The following is a 24,119-nucleotide window of genomic DNA, read 5'->3' as shown; positions in this document are numbered from 1 at the left end:
GAAAATTGTCGTTATGGCAAGGCAAGAGGCAAGAGGCAAGAGGCAAGAGTGAAGAGGGTTTGGGCGATTTTACATTTCTTTACACAGTTTGGTTTTATTGTGTTCACCTACTTAGTAGCTAATAATTCGTAAATGGAGGTTGAGGTGATGGATAGAACATTAACACAGCACCCCCAAGAACATCTGGTGTCAGTGACAGCAGGTAAGGTTAACTTAGAGGGGAATTTGATGATTCCAAATGGTGCTATGGGTGTAGTATTGTTTGCTCATGGCAGTGGTAGCAGCCGGCACAGCCCTCGTAATCGCTATGTTGCCGGAGTCTTACAACAGGCGGGACTAGCAACTTTATTAATTGATTTGCTCACTGCTGAAGAAGAAGAAATTGATTTGCGAACCAGACACTTACGCTTTGATATTGGGTTGTTAGCATCGCGGTTAGTTGGGGCTACGGATTGGTTACAACAGAACCCAGATACTTGTAACCTCAAAGTAGGTTACTTTGGTGCTAGTACAGGAGCAGGTGCAGCCCTGGTTGCTGCCGCAGAATGTCCAGAGGCAGTACAAGCTATTGTTTCCCGTGGTGGACGACCTGATTTAGCGGGTTCAGCATTATCTCATGTCAAAGCACCAACACTGCTCATTGTTGGCGGTTACGATACGCCCGTCATAGCAATGAATGAGGATGCACTGGCACAGTTGCACTCAGTAAAACGGCTGGAGATTATTCCTAGAGCCACCCATTTATTTGAAGAACCAGGTAAATTAGCAGCAGTAGCACAACTGGCGAGTGAATGGTTTACGCACTACCTCAGGTAAAAGATTAAATCCTCTATTAACGTAAGTTGCTATACTATACTCAAAACGGCTTGATTGTTTGATTCTAAACGTAGGGGTAAAGCAAGAGCTTCATTGGTGTCAACTTAACGTAAAACCCATAGCCCGCCTGGGAATGAATTCCCAGTCTAAGTAGGTGAGCGTTGAAAATTGTCGTTATGGCAAGGCAAAAGGCAAGAGGCAAGAGGCAAGAGTGAAGAGGGTTTGGGCGATTTTACATTTCTTTACACAGTTTGGTTTTATTGTGTTCACCTACTTAATAGCAGAAGTTGTCTTTTGATGACTAAATAACCCAGAAATTTTTGAGTAAACTTTAGTTTACTTTCGCTATTAGCCCGGAAATTCATTTCTGGGTGGGTGTGGAAGCCAACAAATAAGCCATCTGTAGCCTAAGTTGACACCAATGAAGCTCTTGCTTTACCCCTACAAATCTAGGTTTTTCGTGATTTTACAAAATTCCAGGTTCCAACCGTTTTGAGTATAAACACGGGTGGGATATAAACTTTTACAAAATGACAAATAAGAGTAAGCCACAAAATAAACAATACCTTGTCCATTTCCTGTAGGTTGGGTTAAGCAACAGCGCAACCCAACGCTCATGTTGGGTTTCATGCTAGTTGCTCTGCGTTCACGCAGTGTCCCGCAGGGATACGTTCACGTTCCACAACCCAACCTTGTATCTTAGAGGTATGTTAGAGGAAGTGGTAGACCGTCCCAAACTGCGTAGAGAAACGTAAAATCGCTGAAAACTTCTTTACTCTTGCCTCTGGTTACTGAGCGAAGTCGAAGTATTGCCTCTTGCCTTGCTATAACAACAATTTTCAACGCCAACCTACTTAATGCGATCGCTGTTTCTCCCTATTTTGGAAATATTGCTAATTCGGTTTTGGGGTCAAAAAAATGCAGTTTCTCAGGAGTTAAAGATAGCCAAAGTTGCTCACCTATGGTGATGAATCTATCAGGTGGAATTCTTGCTTGTAAAGTTTGTCCGTCTAGATTTTGTAAATCAGGATCAGCAATTTTTACAGATAGAAAAGTGTCATTTCCTAAGTTTTCTACTGAGTCTACTTTGACTGGCAAATTTTTCGTAGCAGGTACACCCAAACTCAGGTGTTCTGGACGAATACCCAACATTAAAGTTTGTCCGTCATAAGATTGCAGTGCATTTCCCCAAACAGATGAAAGCGTGAAGCGGAAATTAGCATGAGTAATTAATAAAGGTGCATGAAATTCCACCGGGATAAAATTCATGGGTGGAGAACCAATAAATTCAGCCACAAAACGATTCGCAGGACGGTTATACAGTTCTAAGGGTGCTGCAACTTGCTGTATTTTACCTTCTGACATAATCGCAATGCGATCGCCCATAGTCATAGCTTCAGTTTGATCATGGGTGACATAGATCGTCGTTGTTCCCAACTGATGTTGCAATTTGACAATTTGGCTGCGGGTTTCAGCCCGTAACTTAGCATCCAAATTAGATAATGGTTCATCCATTAAGAATACCTGGGGATTACGAGCGATCGCCCTTCCTAATGCTACCCGTTGTCTTTGTCCCCCAGAAAGTTGTTTCGGTAAACGATTTAACAAAGTTTCAATTTGTAACAAACCTGCAACTTTTTGCACCTGTTGATCAACAATTCTTTCTTTTGGAGAAATATAGCGCAATCCCACAGGTAACTTTTTTGTCAATCCTACCAGTAGATTTTCCCCCCATTGAGTCAGTCTTTTTTTCCCAGCTTCCTCATCTGGAAACTGACGACGTAAGCCAAAAGCGATATTGTCATATACAGTCATGTGGGGATAGAGTGCATAACTTTGAAACACCATAGCGATGTCTCTGGCTTTGGGGGGTAAGTCATTAATCAAGCGAAGCCCTGGAGGCGCACTAGCGCTATCGCCTACCCAAATATTACCACCAGTCATCACCTCCAAGCCAGCAATTAACCTCAGCAGCGTACTTTTACCGCAGCCGGAGGGTCCCACCAGCACCATAAACTCACCATCAGCAATGGTTAAATTAATCCGTCGCAAGACACTTACACCATCTGTGCCGTCTTGTTGCGCTTTTGCCCCTTCCCCACCGCGACTGGGAAAACTTTTATAAACGTTTTCTAATACAACTTGTGCCACGAGAATTCACTTTAAAATTTATTAATTTATAGAAGCGGAAAATTTCCACCCATACACTACCATATTATACGTTGTTTCCCAAGACCAAGATCCCCGACTTCCAGATCCCCGACTTCTTCAAGAAGTTGGGGATATGATTGATTTTAGCAATTCTTGAATTTGTTGATTAATAATCCTGACATCAAAACGTTCACTAGCACTAATTCTGGCATTATTGGCAATATTCGCAGTTTTTACAGATTCTTGCCGACAATTATGAATCACCTGGGCTAATTTTTGAGGTTCTCCAGGTGTGACTAAAAAGCCATTAATTCCATCTTCCACTAATTCCATAGCACCACCAGCTTCAGCCGCAATCACAGGTTTACCGCACAGCATAGCCTCAACAATAACCCTACCAAAAGGTTCAGCCGCAATAGAAGTATGGGTAATTAAATCACACATTGTCATTAATTGGGGAATATCCGCGCGAAAACCTAAAAAATTGACTCGATTTTCCAGTCCCAATCCAGCAACCTTTTGGTGTAAATCCTTGACATATTCCTGTTCACCAAATAAAGCATCACCAACTAAAATTACTACCACATCTTGTGGACATTGGGAAAGGGCATCAATTAAAATATGCTGTCCCTTCCAAGGAGAAAGACGGCTAAAATGTCCAATTACAAACTTGCCTTCCAACCTGAGATGTTCTCTTAAATTTCTAACTTCTAATTCATCAACTTCATAATTTTTCGCCGCAAAGCCATTATAAACAACCCGAACTAGATCTGATTTTCCTCCAGCTTCTAAAAATGCCATCTTACTAGCTTGAGAATTAGCAATCACCAAAGCAGCACAACGATTAATTAAATTAACAGCAACTCGCAAATTAGTTTTACTAAAATGTTCTAAAGAAAGAATATCATGTAAATGATAAACCAAAGGACGACGAGCCAAGAAACTAGCTACCGCCCCCACGACTAAAGCCTTTTGAGTATTAGCATAAATTAAATCATATTTCCTTGCTCGTTGCACAACCTGATTAATTAAAGGAACTATTTGCCCTAAACTACCTAATGCTTGAAATAAACCACTTTGTTTACCAACTTTAATGGCTTGAGTTGTCAAAACCTCCACCGGGACTTGATTTTCTGCAAGTAGCTTTCTAAAATCACCATCTGCAAATAAACCAACCAGAGCATTTTCACCATAAGGTTTAGCAATATCAACTAAACACAACTCAGCACCACCGGGTTTACCACTTTGGTCTAAAAATAGAACTTTCATACAATTTTTATCATCAATTTAAGAGGGTGTTTGAAAAGTTATGGTTGATGTATCAAATATTTTTTACCCCTCCCTAACCCTCCCCTTGTAAAGGGGAGGGAACTGGATTTTTATTGTTTCCCCCCTTTACAAGGGGAAAGAGGGGTAGCAATGTGATGAAAATTACGGAATACCACTTTTAAAATATCCTCTAAGTAGGTGAACACAATAAAACCAAACTGTGTAAAGAAACGTAAAATAGCCCAAACCCTCTTCAATCTTGCCTCTTGCCTCTTGCCTCTTGCCTTTTGCCTTGCCATAACGACAATTTTCAACGCCAACCTACTTAAGCTAAAATAACTTGCCGTACCTGTTGGGCAATATTTGTCCAATCATAATTTTTAATCGTGTAATGACGACATTCTTCCCTAGCAGGTAAAGGCAGTTTTCCTAGCAAAACTTGTGCTAATTTATCAGCAATACTTTCCACAGTAATCGCCTCAGTAATTAAATCTGGGGAAAATTTCTCTAAGATTTCTGGCATTCCCCCCACAGGAGTACATAAAACAGGAGTACCACAGGCTAAAGACTCCACAATAGCTAATCCAAACCCTTCAAAAGATTGACTCGGCATCACAGTTAAATCCGCCGCTTGATAAGCCACAGGTAAATCATTTTCTGGTAAAAAACCTAAAAATTGCACATTGTTTTCTAAACCCAATTCTCTAGCTTGTTGTTGTAGTAAAGCTTGAATATGTCCCCGACCAGCGATCGCTAACCAAACATCAGGAATGCCAGATTTAATCATAGCTACAGCTTGCAATAACTTATCAATTCCCATGCGATGAACTAAGCGCCGGGAAGTAAATAATATGGGACGATTAGTTGGCCACCCTAGTTTGATTCTAGCCTCTTGACGTGAGAGATTATTCTGAAAATGATTAATATCAACTCCACCGGGAATGATATGAATTTTATCCCAGGGAATTTGGTATTTTTGATGGAGAATCTGACCAAAAGCTTTACTAAGAACAATAAAGCGATCGCACCGATTATAAGTGCTTTGTTCTATTATTTGTTCCTTTAACCAAACACTGAATTTCTGATTAACTACTTCTTCCTGACTTTCCGAAGCCCAAGGTCCATGAAAATTAAAAGTAACCGGTACTCCTTTAGGCAAAATATCTAAAATCGGAAAACTATATAATGCAAAATGCAGATTAATTGCATCAGGTTTACCTAATCTTGTTTTCTGAAAATTATTACGAATTGACCATAACCTAGCACCAATCTTACTATCTGGACAAGCTAAATTAGTTAACTTAATTTGTGTATTTTTAGCATCTATAGGTAAACCCACACCACATAATTCTACCTGGTCTTGAGATGCTGCTAATTTATGGGTTAGTTCATAAATATACCTTTCCAACCCTCCAGGATGGCTAGGAAACCAACCCGTACCCAAAGTTAGAATAGATGCTGACGCTGAACTTAATTTCATATCTTTACTTTTCACGTAATTATCTTCCTTGTGATAGATAAATTTAAATTAGTGATTTTGATTTACGCTTTTATTTATGTTACCGATGCCAAAATAATTTATTTTCAGCATGATCCTTTAATACGACGCTGAGAATCAAAACCAGTTTAAATATAAAAATTATTCCATTTCTATAAATAAAATATATCAAAAAAATATATTTGCATAACAAATTATAGATAGTTGTAAAAATATTAACCGAGAAATTATTTATGTATAGCAGTATCAATTTAGTGAGATATATTCAGAAAATCATCAAATCCGTAGGGGCGTGGTTTCCCCACCCTCAATTGTATTACTCCTGAATTTTTGCATTTTGAAAATATATTTAATTAATAAAGTTTTGATGAAATTAAATGCAAGATAAAATTTCCTTATAATTTATGAGTAAGAATTTAAAAGCCTATCCCACAGGGATAAATTAAAAATTCAAAAAGCATATTAAGTAGGTGAACACAATAAAACCAAACTGTGTAAAGAAACGTAAAATCGCCCAAACCCTCTTCACTCTTGCCTCTTGCCTCTTGCCTTTTGCCTTGCCATAACGACAATTTTCAACGCCAACCTACTTACAGCAACCGAATTATTTATGCAGATTAGTAAAACTTGCTACAAACTTTATCAATATCTTCATAACTTATTTTCGAGGGGATATTGGCGAAAAAAAATAACTTTCAATATTTTATTGGGTTTAACCTGTGGACTACTCGTAACATTTGTCGGTATGACAATGGATTTAGCCACAACTAAAAAATCCAAAGCAGTCAGAACTCCTGAAATTACATATATTACTTCTTGGTTAGGAAATACCATTGGTAATGGTAAATTGCGAGTACAAAATAATATAGAAGGAATGTATGTCAAAGATGATGGAACAATTTATACAAATAGTGCTTGGGATGAAGCTGGTAGTGAAGCAGGAATATATAAAGATGGTAAACCAATTTTTATCCTCGAAGATACACATGGTTGGAATCGTTTAGGGGGTAAAGCAATAACAGTAAATAGCAAATATATTTATATTTCTATGATTCAAGGTGGAGTAGATCAAACAAAAGAAGATTATCCTCCCCAAGGACAAACTTGGTATTGCGTCAGACGTTATGACTTAACAGGAAAACCTGCACCTTTTGAGAAAGGGAATGGCTGGGATAAAAGTATGTTAATTACCAGCAAAAGTCATGAAGTCACAGGAATAGCAACAATAAATAATCACCTATTTGTTAGCAATGCTGGGGAGAATATTGTTCGGGTTTATAACACCGAAACAATGGCAGAAATAAACAAATTTACCGTTAATAGTCCCGAAAAAATTACCATTGATAAAAAAGGTAGTTTGTGGATTATTCAAAATCAAAAAGGTGCTAAATTTGGAAAAATTGTCAATTATTCTCCAGCCGGAAAGAAATTACCTAAAGAAATTACAGATGTTGATAAACCATCAGCATTAGCCATTGATAATCTCGGTAGACTGTTAGTAGCAGAAAATGGGATTAATCAACAATTGGTAATTTACAATATTAATAATCAGCCAGTTCGGGTGGATACTTTTGGGGATAAAAAAGGTGTTTTTGGTGGTGTACCTGGAGAAGTAAAAACATCCAAACTCTACGGCATTACTGGAGTTGGTACAGATGCCAAAGGCAATATTTATGTAAATAATAATGGCTTTAATGCATCGGGAACAGATTTAAGAAAATTTTCGCCATCAGGAAAAATAGTATGGCAATTACTAGGATTAATATTTGTAGATAATGCAGATACAGATCCAAAAACAGATGGTGTAAATATATTCACCAAACAAGAAAAATATGTCATGGATTATAGCAAGTCTGCTGGTAAACAGTGGACTTATAAAGCCTACACACTTAATCCTTTTAAATACGCTCAAGATCCACGTCTACATACATCACCAGATGGAACTTTTGTGCGGCGGATTCAAGGTAAACCTTTTGTATTCCTGACAGATATGTACAATAGCTTTTTGCAAATTTATCGGTTTCAACCGAATACAGATGGTGAAATTGCAATTCCTGCTGGGATGTTTGTTGGTACTAATGATCAGAATAAACAATCTATTGGTGGCAATTGGCCACCCAATCAACCTGCAAACGGAGAATGGATTTGGCGCGATAGTAATGGCAATGGTGCATTTGAAAAAAATGAATATGATAGCAGTAAAGACTATCCCTATATCGGAGGTTGGTGGGTAGATAGCAAAGGAGATGTTTGGAAAACTTTGCGAACTGAAGATGGCATTCGTCATTATCCTTTACAGGGATTAGATAGTAAAGGAAATCCCATTTACACCTATAGTTCGATGAAAAAACTCAAAACTCCTAGCACCTTCAAAGACTTGCGACGGATTGAGTATTTTCCCGAAACAGATACTATGTATTTATCCGGTTTTACGATTGAACATCCGGCATTTGCTGATGATGCCAAAGTCATAGGATCAGAAATTGCTCGCTTTGATAATTGGAGTAAAGGAAATCGCACTCCCAAATGGCGCACTGTCGTTCCCTACGACACTACAGGTAAAGGATTAGTTGCTACCGCAGCTATGAGTGTAGCTGGTGATTATGTGTTTGCAGTGGGTGTAAAAACCGCAGAGGTATATGTTTACAAAACTGCTACGGGAGAACTCGTGAAAAAAATGACTCCAGGTGCAGAAGTTGGTAAAGAAAGTGGTTGGGTTGATATTCCCTATGGTATCCGTGCTTTCCGTCGTGCTAATGATGAATATCTTGTATTTGTAGAGGAAAATTGGCAAGGCAAGGTGCTTATCTATCAGTTTCCTATTTGATACAGCAATTCTCGTTCTCATAAAATACAATGGAGGCGGGGAAACCCCGCCCCTACTATTGTGTATCAATCATTGTTTTCGCTATTATTTTCTGCGTTGGTTTCTCTCTCAATAAGTTGTTCGTTATCTTCAATAATCACATTTTCAATATCCTCGACGGAAAGTTCTAAATTTTCCAAGGCTTCTTTGATTTTCTCATAGTGAGCCGGTTCAAATAAGAACTTGAATATTCTTTCTGCTGTTTTTTCCTCATTGTCGCTTACTTCAACTTGGTGCCTAACAAACTGATCAATAAAGTTAAAAGTTTGAATCATAATTTTTTTGTCATCTTGTTCATAAATTTTGATGATATATTTGTTTGCATTTATTCTATCATCAAATTTTGCTTTTAAATATTTTGTAAAGCCTACTTTAAACAAAGCCAATAAATGATATAAACCAACGTTAAAAGTCTCCTCATAAGGAAGGGGTACAGCAGCATAAATTACGCCAAAAACATACAATCCACATAGCATATTTTCAAATGTTGTTTCATCATTGAATATTTTTTCATAAAGACCATCTTTATGTTCTTTATGAGAGATAAAATTCAAGTTTTTACTCGTTTGTTTTTGTTGATTGTAGTTCTTTAAAACACTAGAAGGATCTTGCAAATGGTAAGCTAAATAGGTATTTGCAAACACAGAATTTGAAACTGTTTCTATATTTTCTGGAGTTTCTCTAAATTCATCACGTCGTTTTTCATACCAAAAATTAGTTTGATAGGATGCGTTTTGCAGCATTATCTGTATATCGTCATTAGCACAGAAATCTCTATCATCTACGGGATTTTGGGAATTAGTATACCTAGTAACATTCAAATCAAAATCTTTTCCGCCTGATTTTAATAAGCGCAAAGTCACCAAAGATTCACTATCCATCTGCTTGCGCTTCGTTGGTGAGGCATCTTTGTAAGCTCGATAAATGGCATAAACAGTTTGTGCGCCATTAATAATTTGCAATCCTGTTAATTCTATTTTTTCAGCTTTTCTACCAATACTAGGTAAGAAATAAGTAATTGCTGTAATACCATTATTGTAGTACCAAAAATAGGCAGGATTGTCCACCGCAGTTCTTTCTATATCTTCATTGAATTGTGATTGAAGGAGAGGATTTCTGACGTTTTTATAAAAAAGAGCAAATCCATATTTTTCAAATAAATCATAGATACTTTTGGGGCGAAGTAAAAACATATATGCCTCAAAAGGCTTCTCTATTTTAACAACTCCATTTTTTTGAACTATTTCTAGAGTAACAGGATTTTCTTCTGGATTTTGATAACTTTCTAGAGGATTTAAAGGTTCTATTTTTTTATATATTCTGTCAATATAATCTACTTTTATGCGATTTATATCAATTACTTCAAATTTAGTTTTTTCATCATTTTTTCTAAAAACACTAATGTTTTCATCCGCTCCTCCTTTATATTGAGAAAGTGTCAAAAATATAAATTTAACCTCTCCATTAGCTTTGAGGTGATTATCCAAATCCTCTAATTTTGCTTTGATTTTTTCATTAACATTTTGTTTTTCTCCTCGTAAAATAGTGTCAAAATCATTAAGTGCTTTCAGTATTTCATCCTTATCAGTTTCTTTTTCTGAATTATCAGCATTGTTCCATTTTGACTGAACGACATAAAAAATTTTATCTCCTTGATTGTTTGTGTTATCAAAAACAATGTCGCAAGAACTATCTTTGTCACCATCCGTAATAAAATCTTTGTAGTTAGATTTTCTACCGTAAAATTCGAGAAACCAAATTAAGAGGGCATAAGATTTTTGATTGTTTATAGCACCTTTATGTTTTTTATGTTTTTTTATGAATTCATCATCTTGATATTTTTCTAAAAGTATATTAAGGTTGCTATCAATTACGTTGTAAAATTCTTTCGTAAGCATATAAGTAGGTGAGCGTTGAAAATTGTCGTTATGGCAAGGCAAAAGGCAAGAGGCAAGAGGCAAGAGTGAAGAGGGTTTGGGCGATTTTACATTTCTTTACACAGTTTGGTTTTATTGTGTTCACCTACTTATCTTAATAAAAGTAAATTCTTTTTGAGTATTCAATTAAAGGTCATTAAATTGACAAGCCTAACTATTTATTATACCTTCATTTTCCGTCTATTCCATTCCTATACAACAAAAAGGTAAAAGTTCCTGTATATTTTCCCTGTAGATAATAATATCCAGAAACCGAGATTAACACCATCACCAATAGCGGTAAATTCCCTGCCTTTACTAGAGCCGATATTACCATATTGTAAGATTTATGTTAAATATAAGCTCCTTTACACTACAATAAACTAACTTGTCCATTATTGCGAATATAAAGAGAGCGATAGCCTGGATAATCTCGACTATTAGGACGAATTTCTAAAACCAATGTCCCAAAATTCGGTTTAGACACCACACCTTTTACATATCTTCCCCCATCATCCCAAAACATCAGAGAAAATTCGGTAAGTTCGTCCCCTCGTAGGTCAAATTGTAATTTTTGTCCCGGCTTTAAGGTTGTTTGTCTTATTTCTGGTAACTGTTCTAATTTCACAGATCCATAACTGTGATTCACAACTTTCACCCGAATATATTGTCCTGGCGTAAAATGTAGGGGTGCAGAACCACAACGAGAAGCACAAGTCCCTGCTAATGTTAGCCTATAGTTAATTGGCATTAACAGCAAGGCTATCGTCAATAATGTAGTATAAATCGCTAATTTCATGTTCATACTTTTACTGCTTTGTTGATATTTAAATATGCTGTAAAAATTCAATTTCAGGTAATAAGGGATCGTTGACAATTCCCACACCTGCAAAACCCCAACGTTTGAGCAAACTACCTATTTGGTTACTAGCAAGAGGTTCGACTGTCAAGCGGTTTGCTAAATCGGCAGCATGAGTATTTAGATAACTCATTGCCTCGAAATCTTCTTTAAACAATAATAAATATCCTGATGTATCATCATCAACGCGGGCTGTGAGATATTTACCATCACTTCTAGAACGAATAATATAATAAATCATTGGTGATTGGTGATTGGTAATTGGTGATTGGTGGAGTTAAGGGCGCAGGCCCTGCGCCCCTACTTTCTTAATTTAAGTCTTCTAATTTAATTCTCGGATCTGCTGCTTTTAAAATTAAGTCAGCGATTAAATTACCAATAATTAATAATACTGCACTCATTACCAAGCTGGCCATGACTAAATATTGGTCTTTGGCTAAAACAGCTTGTAGAGTTAATTTCCCTAAACCTGGCCAGTTGAAGAAATTTTCTGTAATAAATGCACCACCTAACAAACCTGCTAATTCAAAACCCAATAAAGTAATTAATGGGTTAATAGCATTTCGCAAAGCATGAACATAAATAACTCGGTTTTCTGGAAGTCCTTTAGCGCGAGCAGTTTGAATATAATCTTGGCGTAAAACATCCAATAATTGACCACGCATAATCCGTTGTAAACCAGCAAAACTGGTAATACTTAAAGCAATTAATGGTAAAATTGAATGCCAAGCGATATCCAGTATTTTACCTAACCATGTCAGGTCGGCATGATTAATACTGGTCATATTACCCACTGGAAAAAGTGGCGTAGTCAGTTGAGCAAAAAATAGCAAAAATAAGACAGTGATAAAACTGGGAATACCTTGACCAGCATAACTAATTATCTGTAAAACCTGGTCAGTGCGGCGATTTTGTTTCACAGCCGCGAGAATCCCCAAAGGAATAGCGATCGCCCATGTGATAATTAAAGAAGCGATCGCTAATAACAACGTGGCTGGAACTCTTTCCCATAACAGCGACGACACAGAACGTTGATAAACAAAACTTGTGCCAAAATCACCTTTAGTGACGATTTGCTGCAACCAAAATCCAAACTGTTCTGGCCAAGATTTATCTAAACCAAATTGCTGTCTAATTTCTTCAATCCGTTCTGGGGAAATTTTCGGATTTTGTCGCAGGGTATCTACATAATCCCCTGGAGAAAACTTCATAATAAAAAATGACAAAGCCGACGCTAAAAAAATCGTCAATAGCGCCTGTAAAAGCCGTTTCATCACATAAATAAAAGTTTCATTCGTAACTGACCTTATCAGCCAGTCTCGACTTGTCTCCAAGGAAATTTTTGTATTTGTCATTTATGATTGGTAATCGGTAATTGGTAATTGAATAATTTTCTTTCTTCTTTCTTCTCCTGAATGGGCGCAGGCCCTGCGCCCCTACTTCCTGATAGCGAAGCGTGGCGTTAGCCATACTCCTGAACTCCTGACTGACTAATATTCAACCAGTGAGATAATAGGGACATCAGGTAAATGTTTCCGTCCTTGCAAATCTTGTAGTTCGATGATAAACCCAAACCCCACAAGTTCACAGTCAATCTTTTGTACTAACTTTGCTGTTGCACTAGCAGTACCACCAGTAGCAATCAAATCATCCACAATTAAAACTTTGCAACCTGGGTTTAAAGCATCCTGATGTACTTCTAATGTATCCGTACCATATTCTAGTTGATATTCAATAGAGTGAACCGCTGCTGGTAATTTCCCTTTTTTGCGAACAGGAATAAACCCCGCACCTAATTTATAAGCCACAGGCGCACCAAAAATGAACCCCCGCGACTCCATGCCGATAATATAATCCACCTGAAGTTCAATTTCTGAACATTTTTGTGCTAAAAGGTCAATAGTATATCGCAATCCCGCTGGGTCGCTTAATAGAGTAGTGACATCTCGAAATAAAATTCCCGGCTTAGGAAAATCTGGTATATCACGAATCAGAGATTTTAAATCCATATTTGTGAGTAGTTAGTGGTCAATCAAGAAACAAAGGGTAAGAGGCGAAAAATTTCCCCAATCCCTGCCAAATCCTACCCTATAATGTCATAACCTAGAGACTAACGCCGCTTTCTCGGAAGTCAAAAGTCAAACCGAATACGGTACAGGCTTTCGGGATATTTATCATGGTTGGTTTATTTACGCCTTTGTGTACTAAGTAGGTGAGCGTTGAAAATTGTCGTTATGGCAAGGCAAAAGGCAAGAGGCAAGAGGCAAGAGTGAAGAGGGTTTGGGCGATTTTACATTTCTTTACACAGTTTGGTTTTATTGTGTTCACCTACTTAGTAGTCTGTCAAGAACTAATTGACGGGTAAATAAATTTTTCCTCTTCCTTCTTCCTATCCCTAACGGGACGCTTCGCTAACTCGCTCTTTGCGTCCTTCGTGGTTCATTTCTTCTTTATCCGTCAAAATTTATTTGACAGACTACTAGTACCGCAAAGTGCAAGTCAAAAGTCGAAAATTAAAAGTCAAAAGTCAAAAATCATAGGTCGTAATGTATATAATTGAACTGCCATATCGCGCCAGCGATTAGCCATAAGAGGTTAATATCAATCACTTTATTGGAAACGCATAAGGTATTTTTTAGAATGAATGTCTCCGCTAGTATCCCATCTTTAAACAGCCCAAACGCCCAGGGAACGCCGATGATTTTGGATACTCTACCAGATCCAGCGATCGCAGGCCAAGTATGTCCAGCCAGAACTAGATTGCAAATAGATTTAATGTTACTAGCCATTGAAGCCTTAGAACTAGGCGGTTCTGAAGCCATTTTATCCTTTGCGGAAGAATTAGACCTCCAAGGAATCATCAAAAATCGGGTAAACCTTTGGCGAATGCGAGCCTCTAACCCCATGAGGAGAGCGCATAGTCGCCGTCCCTTAGATATTTTAGAAGCCAAAGCTCTAGTAGTCATTGCTTGTTACATCGCTCGGCGGTTAACAGTCGTTATTCGGCAATTACTAACCATATATCAACAATTAGCCCAAAAACAGATTCCCCCAGAACAAAATTTAAGATTAGCTAATTACCTAGAAAGGTTTAGAACCCACTTTAAAAGTCGGATGAATTCCCGGCGTTCCGGTGTACTAGCATTAACTTCTGATGAAAAATTAGATGAACTAGCTATAGACTTATTAGGAAAATTACTATTCTGCACAGGTACGGCGGGAATGCAGCGGTACTGGATTTCTCTTTTTGACGGTGAAGTAGATTGATTACCTTTCCTGTTACAAATAGTGTAACACCATAAGTCACTGGGGGATAAATCTCCTCTTGTAGCTTTCATCCCCGGCTTAAAAGACATTAAAGCCTAAAAATTTTTAGGTTTTTTAGGTTTTAATTCCGGGGCTTTCAGCCCATTTTCTTGCAAATAAAATGAATATCCAACGTAAATATAGTTTACCTAATTGCACCCTGCTCCTAGAAGGGTTGAGTGACATGACACGGACAGCTAACTTTCAAGAACTACGTCCCGAACTATCCATATTAGTGAATGCAGAATGCCATTTATCTAATTATGATCAACCTATAAGTGGAGGTAGGGAATTTTTTGAAAGCTTAGTTAGAGCCGTTAGTGCTTACGCTCAAGAAGTTTTAAGCAATATACCCAATCCCCAAGGCAAAAAATTTGAACATCAAAATTCAGAGTTAGTTGAATTACAAAAAATTGACAGCAACAGACACAAATTAATTGTTCACTCCGAAATCACAGCAGACAATCAAGGGGGAAACAACAACCCCGGACAACCGCTGCAAATCGTCCTCAACACAGTCCAATTATTTGATTTAGTTGAAGCCGTAGATCAGTTTTTTGCTGATAGCCAGACTTTACCAGAATTATCCCTAGAACTACACCCAGTTCATCGCAGTTATGGTGGTTCTAGTCAAACCTTGCTTAAACAGGCAATCCCCGCTACCGTCGGCGTATCCAGCCTCGCCGTAGCCGCCGTAGCCTTTAGTTTAATTCCTGCACCCCAACTCCGTCCACCTCAAGTCAAACCAGAAATACAGTCCAGCACTTCCACTTCCACACCCACAGCATCAGTATCACCCTCAATTACACCCACAGCAGCAGCCACCCCTACAACCACACCCACAGCATCAGAAACCCCCGTTACCAAGGATTTGGAAGCACTTTTAAAGATAGTTCCAGAAATAACAGATCCATCTCAATTACGGGCATTAAATCGCCAAGTTTACAATCAAATTCATCCAGCTTGGACAAATCGCTCAGGATTACCAGAGGATTTAGTGTATCGTTTAGGTGTCGCTGCCGATGGTAGTGTCGTTGGTTATAAAGCAGTAAATCAGAAAGCTAGTGACGCAATCGAGAAAACACCACTGCCTAAACTACTTTATAATCCTGCTAATCGCGTCCCTAATGAACCTATTGCTCAATTCAAAGTCGTATTTACCCAAAAAGGGTTTCTAGAAATTAGTCCCTGGTTAGGATACGCTAAAACACCAGAAGTAACTGGCGAAAAAATTACTGATACCAGTAAAATTAAGGATTTAAATCAAAAGCTGTATAGTACAATTCGTCAAAATTGGAGTGTTACTCCTACCTTTGCTAAGGATTTAAAATATCGAGTAGCGGTGAATAAAGAAGGCGTAATAGCTGACTATGAACCACTTAATCAAGTTGCTTTTGATCATTTCCGGGAAACTCCTCTACCTCAGATGTTTCAATCAGTTTATGGCTCAAATGTAGCTGCACCTGATAATAAACAACCTCTAGCTCATTTTCAGGTAGTATTTACACCCAAGGGAGAATTAAAAGTTATGTATTGGAAGGGATACAAATAATTGTCAGTTGTCAGTTGTTTGGGGAAAAATTTTTTTCTTCTTCCTCCTGACTCCTGACTCCTAACCCATGACTTACGTTACGCTGCGCTATCACGGAAAGATTTTTCCAGTTATGATATTCAAAATTTTGGCAAATTTTTTCATATTAGTAATTATAGCTGTTTGGGTAGTGGCGATCGCTCTAATTTCTGTCCAAAATGCTACTCCTGTATCTTTACGGTTTTTGGTCTTTCAATCCATACAAATTCCCTTTGGGTTAATGTTAGCTTTTAGTGTGGCTGTCGGTTTATTAGGTACAGCAGTTTTGCAGCCTCTCTGGGGGTTGGGAGAGTCTCAATCTAGAATAGATGAAGATGCAGAGTTTTTTGTTGATGATGAGGATTTTTAGAGTTTTCTCACGCAGAGGCGCAGAGACGCAAAGAGGAAGAGATAATTATTAGTCGGTTAAAACCGACTTTTGCTTTTAGACAGGGAATTTATTCCCTGGCTGTCTCATATCTACTACAATAGATAATGATTAACAGTAAAAACTATGACTCAATTACTAGAAAAAGCCATTGCACAAATAAAGCAACTTCCTGAAACCGAACAAGATAGAATTGCTTTACTCATCCTCGAAGAAATAGAAGATGAAACTCGTTGGGATCAAGCATTTGCTAAATCTCATGATGTACTTGCCAAACTTGCAACAGCAGCATTAGCAGAAGATCAAGCAGGTAAAACTCAAGAATTAGATCCTGAAAACCTGTCAAGTCTAAAACAACAATTCAGTTTAATAAAAATTATAACAATGAGAATTATTGCTCGGAGTACCCTAAGAGAATATTGGCAAAAACATCCTGATATAGAACAGCCTTTAAAAGCATGGTTTGATGATGCTTCCCGTGCAAATTGGCAAATTCCATCAGATATTAAAGAAGTTTATGCTAATGTCAGTATTATTGCCAATAACCGAGTAGTTTTTAATATTAAAGGTAATAATTATCGTTTAATTATCCATATTCGTTATGAAATTGGCATTATTTTTATTCGCTTTATTGGTACTCATCAAGAATATGACAAAATAGATGCTACTATTGTTTAAGGAGGTTTGATATTATGAACTTAAAACCCATTAGAACAGAATCAGATTATCAACAGGCATTAAAAGAAATCGAACAAATTTTTAACGCTGAACCTGATACACCAGAATATGAAAAATTAGATATTTTAACGACTTTAGTAGAAGTTTATGAACAACAAAATTATCCTATTGATCCTCCATCTCCTATCGCAGCCATATTATATTATTTAGAAAGTCGTAATCAAGGAGTTTCTACTTTTATTGAAAATTTAAAACATCATGGAGTTAGTGAAGAAATAATTAATATAGCTTTAAATGAAATGACTCACTGATTATTGATTATCAGAAAGCTATGAAAAAGCCCGTCGTCAAGCAGCTAAACAAACAGGATTGATAATTTCTACATTTCCCGAAGAATATGTTTATGCTTTAGAATTAATTTTAGATGAAAATTGGTTGCCACAATAGCAAATACACTAGAAATTATGACACACCAATAATTACAAAGCCAAAGTTTGTAGTGAGGACTTTAGTCCAAATTTGAGGGCTGAAGCCCTCACTACGAACTACATGAGTGGGCTTATGAGGTAGATTTGTGTAGAGAAATGGTATTAATAAGGATCGGAATCAAACCTTCCCCGCTTCACACTTCTGAGATAATAACCCCGTGAGGGTAATTTATTTAAGTCGAAAGTATCACCTCTAGGAACTCGCCAGATTTTGTAGTCGTGATAGGTGAGAGGAGTCCCCTTTTCACAAATTTCTGGGAGATGATCTCCTAAGACAAAATAGGCTGAACCTTTACCCACAACTTTAGCAATACCATATTTATCAACTAGTAAAGATGTTTGTTCACTAATTGCTATCCCTAACGCTTTTGAAGATACACCATCTTGAATTTGTCGGGCAATAAAAACCATAATTCTTCCCATTCTTTTGCGTTCATCAAAGTGGGTATCAATGATAGTTCCGCGCAAATATTTCCACTGGAAAAAATTATAGGTAAAGGTAATATTCCCGTAAGGATCATCAAGGGCTTCATGAGTTTCAATACTATCTTCACAAGCACAGGAATCATAAACATATTCACTTTGAATCATCGCCCCGGCACTTGTACCCCCAATCGCACCGCCTTTATCGTAAACTGACTTGATAGCAACTTCTAATTTAGTGTTTTTCCAGTGGCGAATATATTCACATTGATCACCACCCGCAAAGAAAATTACGCCAGCATTTCTGACTTTATCAAAAATATCGGTTCTGTTCGCTTCTTGACGATTACGAATGATGAGAGTTTCTACATATTTGACACCTCTCATGGGATAAATTAACTGATTGTAATCATCATTACCAGCAGCCCGAATGACTAAAACATTAACTTTATTGTCGCTGTAACTACCACCCCTGACTTGATTAATCATCCATTGGATAGCGTCATCAACATCAGGACCACCTCCACCTAAGTTATGAACAGGACCAGCTAATTTAGGGAGTTTATAAGCTGGTTTGGCGGTGGGAGTCTGACTATCGGCGATGATATCCTCAAAGAACCGTTTTAACTTGGCTGTTAAACGATCTAGGATACGATTTATCATCTTCAATAAGCTGTTTTTTGCATTATGCAAACGCTTGGATGTATTTAGGAATGCCTTTATCATATTAAAATCTTGTCAAGCAAACAGCAATCATTTCTAACTTTCGCATTGTCCAAGGCTAAATTCCTAGCGTACAGGGTTTGTAGTGTTTTTTTATGGCAAATTATCAGCGTAATCTTTGATTCTCGTTACCAGACAATTTCTGCTCGTTCTTGCACTACTCTTTTATAAACCATTTCTGTTTGCTTACCTAATTTTGTCCAGCTAAATCTTTTTTCTAAATCTGCATAAGCGTTATTTACCAACCATTGACAATAATCTGGGTTTTTCAAAACTTCTAATATTCCCCAAGCTACAGAGTCCGAGTTATTTACCCAAGTGGTAATTCCCGTTTTTGCGTGTTGAACTACTTCCGGTAAACCACCAGTATCGGAAACTATGACTGGTACGCGAGAGGCAAAACTTTCTAAGGCAACTATACCAAAGGGTTCATAAAGACTGGGAAAAACTGCACAGTCGGCAATTGTTTGAAATTTATCTAAGTATTCATCAGTCAGAAACCCAGTAAAGTAACACTTATGCCAAATTCCCAAATCCCAAGCTTGACGTTTAAGATGGTCAGTATTACCACCACCGACGATAACAAATTTAACATTACCTTCCATTTCCCATAGTACCTTGGGGGCGGCATTAAGTAATATGGGTACGCCTTTTTCATAGGTCATGCGACCAAGATAATACACAATTTTTTCATAATCTGCGGCAAATCGTCGCCGAAAATCTTGAGCATGAAAATCTTGATGATGTATTTTCTTTTCTGGACGGATGCCATTATAGATTACGTCAATTTTATCATTAGTAATATGTAGTGTTTGGATCATTTGCTGACGCATATATTCACTACAAACAATGACTCGCCAAGCATTGTGAGCTAGTGCATATTCTTTATCATGAATATAGCGTTGGGTATCATTATGAATGCCGTTATAGCGTCCATGTTCGGTGGCGTGAATTGTGGCAATGAGGGGAATTTTAAAGGTATGCTTGAGAGCGATCGCTGCATCTCCAACTAACCAATCATGGGCATGAATCAGATCAAATGGACCTTTGTCGGTCAACAACTGACCACCATGTTTTCCCATGCTCTCATTTAAGTTTACCACCCAGTGGAAAAAATCGTTACTAGCAGGTACTGGGACACGATGGATATGAATTCCTTCAACCACCTCATACAAGGATGCTGGACCGAATTCTGGCGTGATTAGGTGGATATCATGACCTAGCTTGATTAGTTCCGGGTACAACTCAGCAACGTGACGAGCAATTCCCCCAACTATCCTCGGTGGAAATTCCCAACTCAGCACTAATATCTTCATTTGACTCCCCGATGATTGACAAAAATCTCAAAAGTTTAAAAACTATAATTATCTCAAAAAAAAAGGGAACAGGGAACAGGGAACAGGGAACAGAGAATATTTTGCCATAATATTCAAAAATATAGAACTCATATTTGATTCTTGAAAAAAATTAGGTATTGTAGGGTGCGTCAGACTGCATAAATTGTATCAATAAACAGATTTGTAATATCTGACGCACCCTACGTATCTTTTCATAAATCAAATATTATTGCTATATGTTTCATTTCTTATACATAGCAATCCTTATGAATTTTTTTTGTTCAAACTCCTGACTGGGCGCAGGCCCTGCGCCCCTACCTCCTGACTCCTTAAATTAAGTTACAAGAACTTGATACAGCTTGTTTAAGTAAAACTGCATATTCTTCACTACTAATATGATAAGCGCCAAATCTAGCTAAATGAGGATTCATCATTTGTGCGTCAAATATTCTAAATTTCCGTTGACGCAATCTTTCCACTAACTTCACCATTGCTACTTTAGAACCTTCGGAAATGTTGAAAAACATGGATTCACCAATAAAAGCACCACCAATGACAATTCCCAAAATTCCCCCAGCTAATTTATCATCAAACCAAGTTTCAAAACTATAAGCGTAACCATTTTGGTAAAGTAACTCATAAATCTTGACTAATTCTAGAGAAATCCAAGTTGTGTCCCGGTTAGCACAGCCAGCAACCACTCCTAAAAAGTCCCGGTTAATGGCGACTGTAAACCTTTCTTGGTTAATGACGCGCTGTAATGACTTAGGATAGCGAAAGCGTTCATCCAAAGGGATTAGAGTCCGTTCCTTACTTCCATACCATCCCAGGTTATTACTTTCATCAGACATGAGAAAATAACCTTGAGCATAACCCCGAACAATAGCAGCAACATCATATTCCATTATCTTCTTCTAAGATTACCCTAGCAAACAAATTCTATATAAAATATACAAAAATGACTTCAGTAGTTCCATCTATTACCTTACCTCCTTCGGAAAATCCCCAGCAAGAAGGTGAATGGTTACAACAAAACCTGTTACATTGGCTTGATGAAGAGTTTATTCCTGAAGCAATCAATCAAAATATTGCCCAGCGGGCATCACAGATTTTTGTGAGACAACGCATGGAGGGAGAAAATGATTTAGGTTCTCTGGTAATTGCCATTGTTACAGAGATGCAATCATTTGATTTTTCTAAAAGTTTTTTTGGAGAGTTTGCGATCGCCAACGCCGTTAGCGATCTACTCTTAGATAGCCTGGGAATTGATTATTGTTGTGGACAATAATAACTTGGTCATTGGTCATTGGTCATTGGTCATTGGTCATTGGTCATTGGTAATAGGGAACAGGGAACAGGGAACAGGGAACAGGGAACAGGGAACAGGGGGATATTGATATTTCTCTTGCCTCTTGCCTCTTGCCTCTTGCCTCTTGCCTCTTGCCTCTTGCCTCTTGCCTCTTGCCTCTTGCCTCTTGCCTCCTTCTACTGACCACTGACCATTGACAACTAACTCTACCAGCTAGACTTAACAACACCAGGTAAAAGACCTTCGTGGGCCCATTCCCGGAGTACGTTCCGAGACAAGCCGAAATCACGGTAAACGCCTCTAGGACGACCAGTTAACCAGCAACGGTTGTGCTTACGAGTAGGCGCACTGTTACGGGGTAGTTGTTGAATTTTACGGTGAACTTCTAACTTCAGCAACGGAGATTCTGCTGTTCTAAACTCTTCTAATAGTGCTTCTCGCTTTTCAGCATACTTAGCTACCATTTTGGCGCGTTTCTTCTCGCGCTCAATCATACTCTTCTTCGCCATGAATTCCCTAATCTAATGAAAGACAGCATTCTCTATTCTACACCTTTATTGGCGATTATAGAAAAAATGGTAATAAAGTAAGTAGGGTTTGCTGAAAAAGTTGTCTGTGAGGGCTAGGAGTCAGGAGTCAGGAGTCAGAATACACAATAAAATCAAACTGTGTAAAAAAACGTAAAATCGCTGAAAACTTCTTTACTCTTGCCTCTTGCCTCTTGCCTCTTGCCTCTTGCCTCTTGCCTCTTGCCTCTGCCTCTTGCCTCTTGCCTCTTGCCTCTTGCCTCTTGCCTCTTGCCATAACCACAATTTTCAACGCCAACCTACTTAGGGACTTCCAAGAAATAAATTATCCTGATTAACGAACCACAGAGGCGCAGAGGACACAGAGGAATAAGGGTTTGAGAGATTTTTGCGTTAGGTGGTTGAGTATTTTTTTATTTGGAAGTCCCTTACCAAGAATGTAAAGCCCGTAACTGAGGTGTTTTTTTGACTTGATGGGCTTGCATTCTCGTGAGGACATCATCTAAGATGCCTACGGCTTCAATAATATAATCACCCTTATTGAGCATGACACATTCTGCCCGTTCTGACATGGCAGCATCAGTAATTTCTGCCCGTGACGGCATTCCGTGTTTAACAAGATTTTCTAAGACCTGAGTTGCCCAAATTACCGGGATATGGGCAGCTTCACATAACCATAGTATTTCTTCTTGAATTTCTGCCAGCCGTTGATAACCAATTTCCAGCGCCAAATCTCCTCTGGCAATCATAATTCCAAAGGGTTGTTTCCCGGCGGCTTGAATAATTAATTCTGGCAAATTACTCACTGCTAAGGGTGTTTCTATTTTGGCAACTATGGCAGGTGTGGGAGAATTTTCTGGTAATCTTGTCGCTAATTCTTGTTGCAAAAGTTGAATATCTGCGGGTGTTTGCACATAGGAATAACCGATAATATCAACTTGATTGGCATGGGTGGTGATAAAATCTAAATCTTGTTGATCTTTTGTTGTTAAAGAACTCAAATGTAAGTCAGTGTCAGGAAAATTGATGCCTTTTTCTGGTAATAGTTTTTCACCTTTGAGACGGGCATGGGTGATTTTTAACCATACTCCCTCGGATGTAATTGACTCGACATAAGCACCAATGCGCCCATCATCAATCCAAACTAATGTGCCAATTTTCAGTTCTGTTAATACTTCGGGAATTGTGCAAGTAACTTGAAAAAATTCAGAATTAATAGTCGTGGGTAACTCATGGGTAAGGAGAAGAGATTCACCTTTAAATATTCGTTGTTTGGGACTGGGGGTAAGGACAAATTTAATTCTAGTTTTTGGACCACTTAAATCCATGAGAATTTTACAGGCAGATCCTAATTCTAATTCTGCTTGTTTGACATTGTTAATCATTGCTAACCATTCAACGGGGGTATCATGGGCGCAATTAATTCTCACACAGTTTGTCCCTTGCCCAATGATATCCCGCAGGAATTCGTAATTGGTAGCGGCTGCATTGGGTAACGTTACCATGATTCTGACGCGACGGTTATCAAGGGTGTTACCAAATAAATCTTCGGTATTTTGTTGAAGTAGGCGATCGCCTTCAAAAAATGCGTCCAAAGGTGGATGTATAATCATAGAATCCTTATCTGTGCCACAAACTGCCTGTAATGTGGCAATCACCGCATCTAAAGTCGGTAAAACCTTAGCTTCTATCCTCCCCAATGAGGACAAACCCCAAGGCATTAAAGCCGCTTGCAGTTCGCGTAAATCGTGTCTTCTTAGTGCCAAATAATAGGCAAGATTGAGACTACTATTAATAAAAGATTGTCGGTGAATTTGCTTTTTCCATCTTTGAAATATTTCTTTTCCTTCCTCATCAACAGATTGACGAAGTTCTTGTAATGTGGTAAGCAAAATACAAGGATCAGATAAATCCAACTCTATATTAGTAGACCGCATATTAATAAATTCAACTCCACTAATTTAAAAATCTTTTTTTAACGAACCACTTCAGGCA

22 protein-coding genes and 2 pseudogenes are annotated in these 24,119 nt (G+C 38.0%); 10 read left to right on the top strand and 14 right to left on the bottom strand.

Annotated elements, in window-relative coordinates:
- Positions 1-147: 147 nt before the first annotated feature.
- The gene (locus AA650_RS17550; RefSeq protein WP_053539991.1) at positions 148-816 is read left to right on the top strand and encodes a dienelactone hydrolase family protein; all 669 of its coding nucleotides are present in this window, start codon (positions 148-150) and stop codon (positions 814-816) included.
- A gap of 876 nt (positions 817-1,692) precedes the next feature.
- Here AA650_RS17550 and AA650_RS17540 read toward each other — a convergent pair.
- The 3 genes from AA650_RS17540 to AA650_RS17525 form a co-directional block, all read right to left on the bottom strand.
- Positions 1,693-2,967: an ABC transporter ATP-binding protein gene (locus tag AA650_RS17540; protein ID WP_039200873.1), complete on the bottom strand. Its 1,275-nt coding sequence runs from the start codon at positions 2,965-2,967 to the stop codon at positions 1,693-1,695.
- 117 nt (positions 2,968-3,084) lie between these two features.
- Complete coding sequence (locus AA650_RS17535) at positions 3,085-4,236, bottom strand: glycosyltransferase family 4 protein (protein WP_053539989.1); 1,152 nt, start codon at positions 4,234-4,236, stop codon at positions 3,085-3,087.
- Positions 4,237-4,561: 325 nt separating this feature from the next.
- Positions 4,562-5,716: a glycosyltransferase family 4 protein gene (locus AA650_RS17525; protein WP_234413218.1), complete on the bottom strand. Its 1,155-nt coding sequence runs from the start codon at positions 5,714-5,716 to the stop codon at positions 4,562-4,564.
- A 628-nt stretch (positions 5,717-6,344) separates the two neighbouring features.
- Between AA650_RS17525 and AA650_RS17520 the strand changes: the two genes are divergently transcribed.
- Positions 6,345-8,561 (top strand): hypothetical protein, encoded by a 2,217-nt coding sequence (locus tag AA650_RS17520; RefSeq protein WP_053539986.1) that lies wholly within the window; start codon positions 6,345-6,347, stop codon positions 8,559-8,561.
- A 65-nt stretch (positions 8,562-8,626) separates the two neighbouring features.
- Here the strand turns inward: AA650_RS17520 and AA650_RS17515 are convergent, their stop codons facing one another.
- From AA650_RS17515 to AA650_RS17495, 6 genes are all read right to left on the bottom strand, one after another.
- On the bottom strand, positions 8,627-10,498 hold the full coding sequence (locus tag AA650_RS17515; RefSeq protein ID WP_053539985.1) for an AIPR family protein: 1,872 nt from the start codon (positions 10,496-10,498) through the stop codon (positions 8,627-8,629).
- Between the two features lie 391 nt (positions 10,499-10,889).
- Entirely contained in the window at positions 10,890-11,321 is a 432-nt protein-coding gene (locus tag AA650_RS17510) for a hypothetical protein (protein ID WP_199924285.1), read from the bottom strand.
- Between the two features lie 22 nt (positions 11,322-11,343).
- The gene (locus tag AA650_RS17505; RefSeq protein WP_039200884.1) at positions 11,344-11,616 is read right to left on the bottom strand and encodes a hypothetical protein; all 273 of its coding nucleotides are present in this window, start codon (positions 11,614-11,616) and stop codon (positions 11,344-11,346) included.
- A gap of 67 nt (positions 11,617-11,683) precedes the next feature.
- A complete protein-coding gene (locus AA650_RS17500) occupies positions 11,684-12,730 on the bottom strand; it encodes an ABC transporter permease (protein ID WP_053539983.1) in 1,047 nt (348 codons plus the stop codon).
- The gene (locus AA650_RS28125) at positions 12,666-12,845 is read right to left on the bottom strand and encodes a hypothetical protein (protein WP_190383830.1); all 180 of its coding nucleotides are present in this window, start codon (positions 12,843-12,845) and stop codon (positions 12,666-12,668) included. Before AA650_RS28125 ends, AA650_RS17500 begins: the two co-directional genes overlap by 65 nt.
- Positions 12,846-12,865: 20 nt before the next feature.
- A complete protein-coding gene (locus tag AA650_RS17495; protein WP_027404117.1) occupies positions 12,866-13,384 on the bottom strand; it encodes an adenine phosphoribosyltransferase in 519 nt (172 codons plus the stop codon).
- Positions 13,385-14,015: 631 nt separating this feature from the next.
- Between AA650_RS17495 and AA650_RS17490 the strand changes: the two genes are divergently transcribed.
- From AA650_RS17490 to AA650_RS28755, 7 genes and pseudogenes are all read left to right on the top strand, one after another.
- Positions 14,016-14,642: a DUF3038 domain-containing protein gene (locus AA650_RS17490; protein ID WP_053539982.1), complete on the top strand. Its 627-nt coding sequence runs from the start codon at positions 14,016-14,018 to the stop codon at positions 14,640-14,642.
- A 160-nt stretch (positions 14,643-14,802) separates the two neighbouring features.
- Positions 14,803-16,233 (top strand): DUF4335 domain-containing protein, encoded by a 1,431-nt coding sequence (locus tag AA650_RS17485; protein WP_053539981.1) that lies wholly within the window; start codon positions 14,803-14,805, stop codon positions 16,231-16,233.
- 112 nt (positions 16,234-16,345) lie between these two features.
- Positions 16,346-16,621 (top strand): lipopolysaccharide assembly protein LapA domain-containing protein, encoded by a 276-nt coding sequence (locus AA650_RS17480; RefSeq protein ID WP_053539980.1) that lies wholly within the window; start codon positions 16,346-16,348, stop codon positions 16,619-16,621.
- Positions 16,622-16,765: 144 nt separating this feature from the next.
- Positions 16,766-16,981: pseudogene (locus AA650_RS28120) on the top strand (hypothetical protein); the annotation flags it as partial.
- Positions 16,982-17,023: 42 nt separating this feature from the next.
- The gene (locus AA650_RS17475; protein ID WP_053541325.1) at positions 17,024-17,317 is read left to right on the top strand and encodes a type II toxin-antitoxin system HigB family toxin; all 294 of its coding nucleotides are present in this window, start codon (positions 17,024-17,026) and stop codon (positions 17,315-17,317) included.
- A 14-nt stretch (positions 17,318-17,331) separates the two neighbouring features.
- Positions 17,332-17,628 carry a helix-turn-helix domain-containing protein gene (locus AA650_RS17470; RefSeq protein ID WP_053539979.1) on the top strand — a complete coding sequence of 99 codons (297 nt, stop codon included), beginning with the start codon at positions 17,332-17,334 and terminating at the stop codon, positions 17,626-17,628.
- Between the two features lie 22 nt (positions 17,629-17,650).
- Positions 17,651-17,764 (top strand): annotated as a pseudogene (locus tag AA650_RS28755) (DUF29 family protein); the annotation flags it as partial.
- 143 nt (positions 17,765-17,907) lie between these two features.
- On the opposite strand, the gene AA650_RS17465 reads toward AA650_RS28755, so the two are convergent.
- The 3 genes from AA650_RS17465 to aat form a co-directional block, all read right to left on the bottom strand.
- Positions 17,908-18,954, bottom strand: a complete 1,047-nt coding sequence (locus AA650_RS17465; protein ID WP_190383816.1) for a cyanophycinase — start codon at positions 18,952-18,954, stop codon at positions 17,908-17,910.
- A gap of 125 nt (positions 18,955-19,079) precedes the next feature.
- Complete coding sequence (locus AA650_RS17460; protein ID WP_053539977.1) at positions 19,080-20,267, bottom strand: glycosyltransferase family 4 protein; 1,188 nt, start codon at positions 20,265-20,267, stop codon at positions 19,080-19,082.
- A gap of 350 nt (positions 20,268-20,617) precedes the next feature.
- Positions 20,618-21,193 carry a leucyl/phenylalanyl-tRNA--protein transferase gene (aat, locus tag AA650_RS17455; RefSeq protein ID WP_053539976.1) on the bottom strand — a complete coding sequence of 192 codons (576 nt, stop codon included), beginning with the start codon at positions 21,191-21,193 and terminating at the stop codon, positions 20,618-20,620.
- A gap of 53 nt (positions 21,194-21,246) precedes the next feature.
- On the opposite strand from aat, the gene AA650_RS17450 reads away from it, so the two are divergent.
- Complete coding sequence (locus AA650_RS17450) at positions 21,247-21,576, top strand: hypothetical protein (protein WP_053539975.1); 330 nt, start codon at positions 21,247-21,249, stop codon at positions 21,574-21,576.
- A 227-nt stretch (positions 21,577-21,803) separates the two neighbouring features.
- Here AA650_RS17450 and rpsN read toward each other — a convergent pair whose 3' ends face one another.
- Both rpsN and AA650_RS17440 read right to left on the bottom strand, forming a co-directional pair.
- Entirely contained in the window at positions 21,804-22,106 is a 303-nt protein-coding gene (gene rpsN / locus AA650_RS17445) for a 30S ribosomal protein S14 (RefSeq protein ID WP_027404105.1), read from the bottom strand.
- A gap of 446 nt (positions 22,107-22,552) precedes the next feature.
- Positions 22,553-24,061 (bottom strand): pyruvate kinase, encoded by a 1,509-nt coding sequence (locus tag AA650_RS17440; RefSeq protein ID WP_053539974.1) that lies wholly within the window; start codon positions 24,059-24,061, stop codon positions 22,553-22,555.
- Between the last annotated feature and the right edge of the window lie 58 nt (positions 24,062-24,119).

The organism is Anabaena sp. WA102, from assembly GCF_001277295.1.
In the GTDB taxonomy this organism is placed as follows: domain Bacteria; phylum Cyanobacteriota; class Cyanobacteriia; order Cyanobacteriales; family Nostocaceae; genus Dolichospermum; species Dolichospermum heterosporum.
The sequence above is the reverse complement of the archived record's forward strand: the minus strand, read 5'-3'. Positions and strand labels throughout refer to the sequence as shown.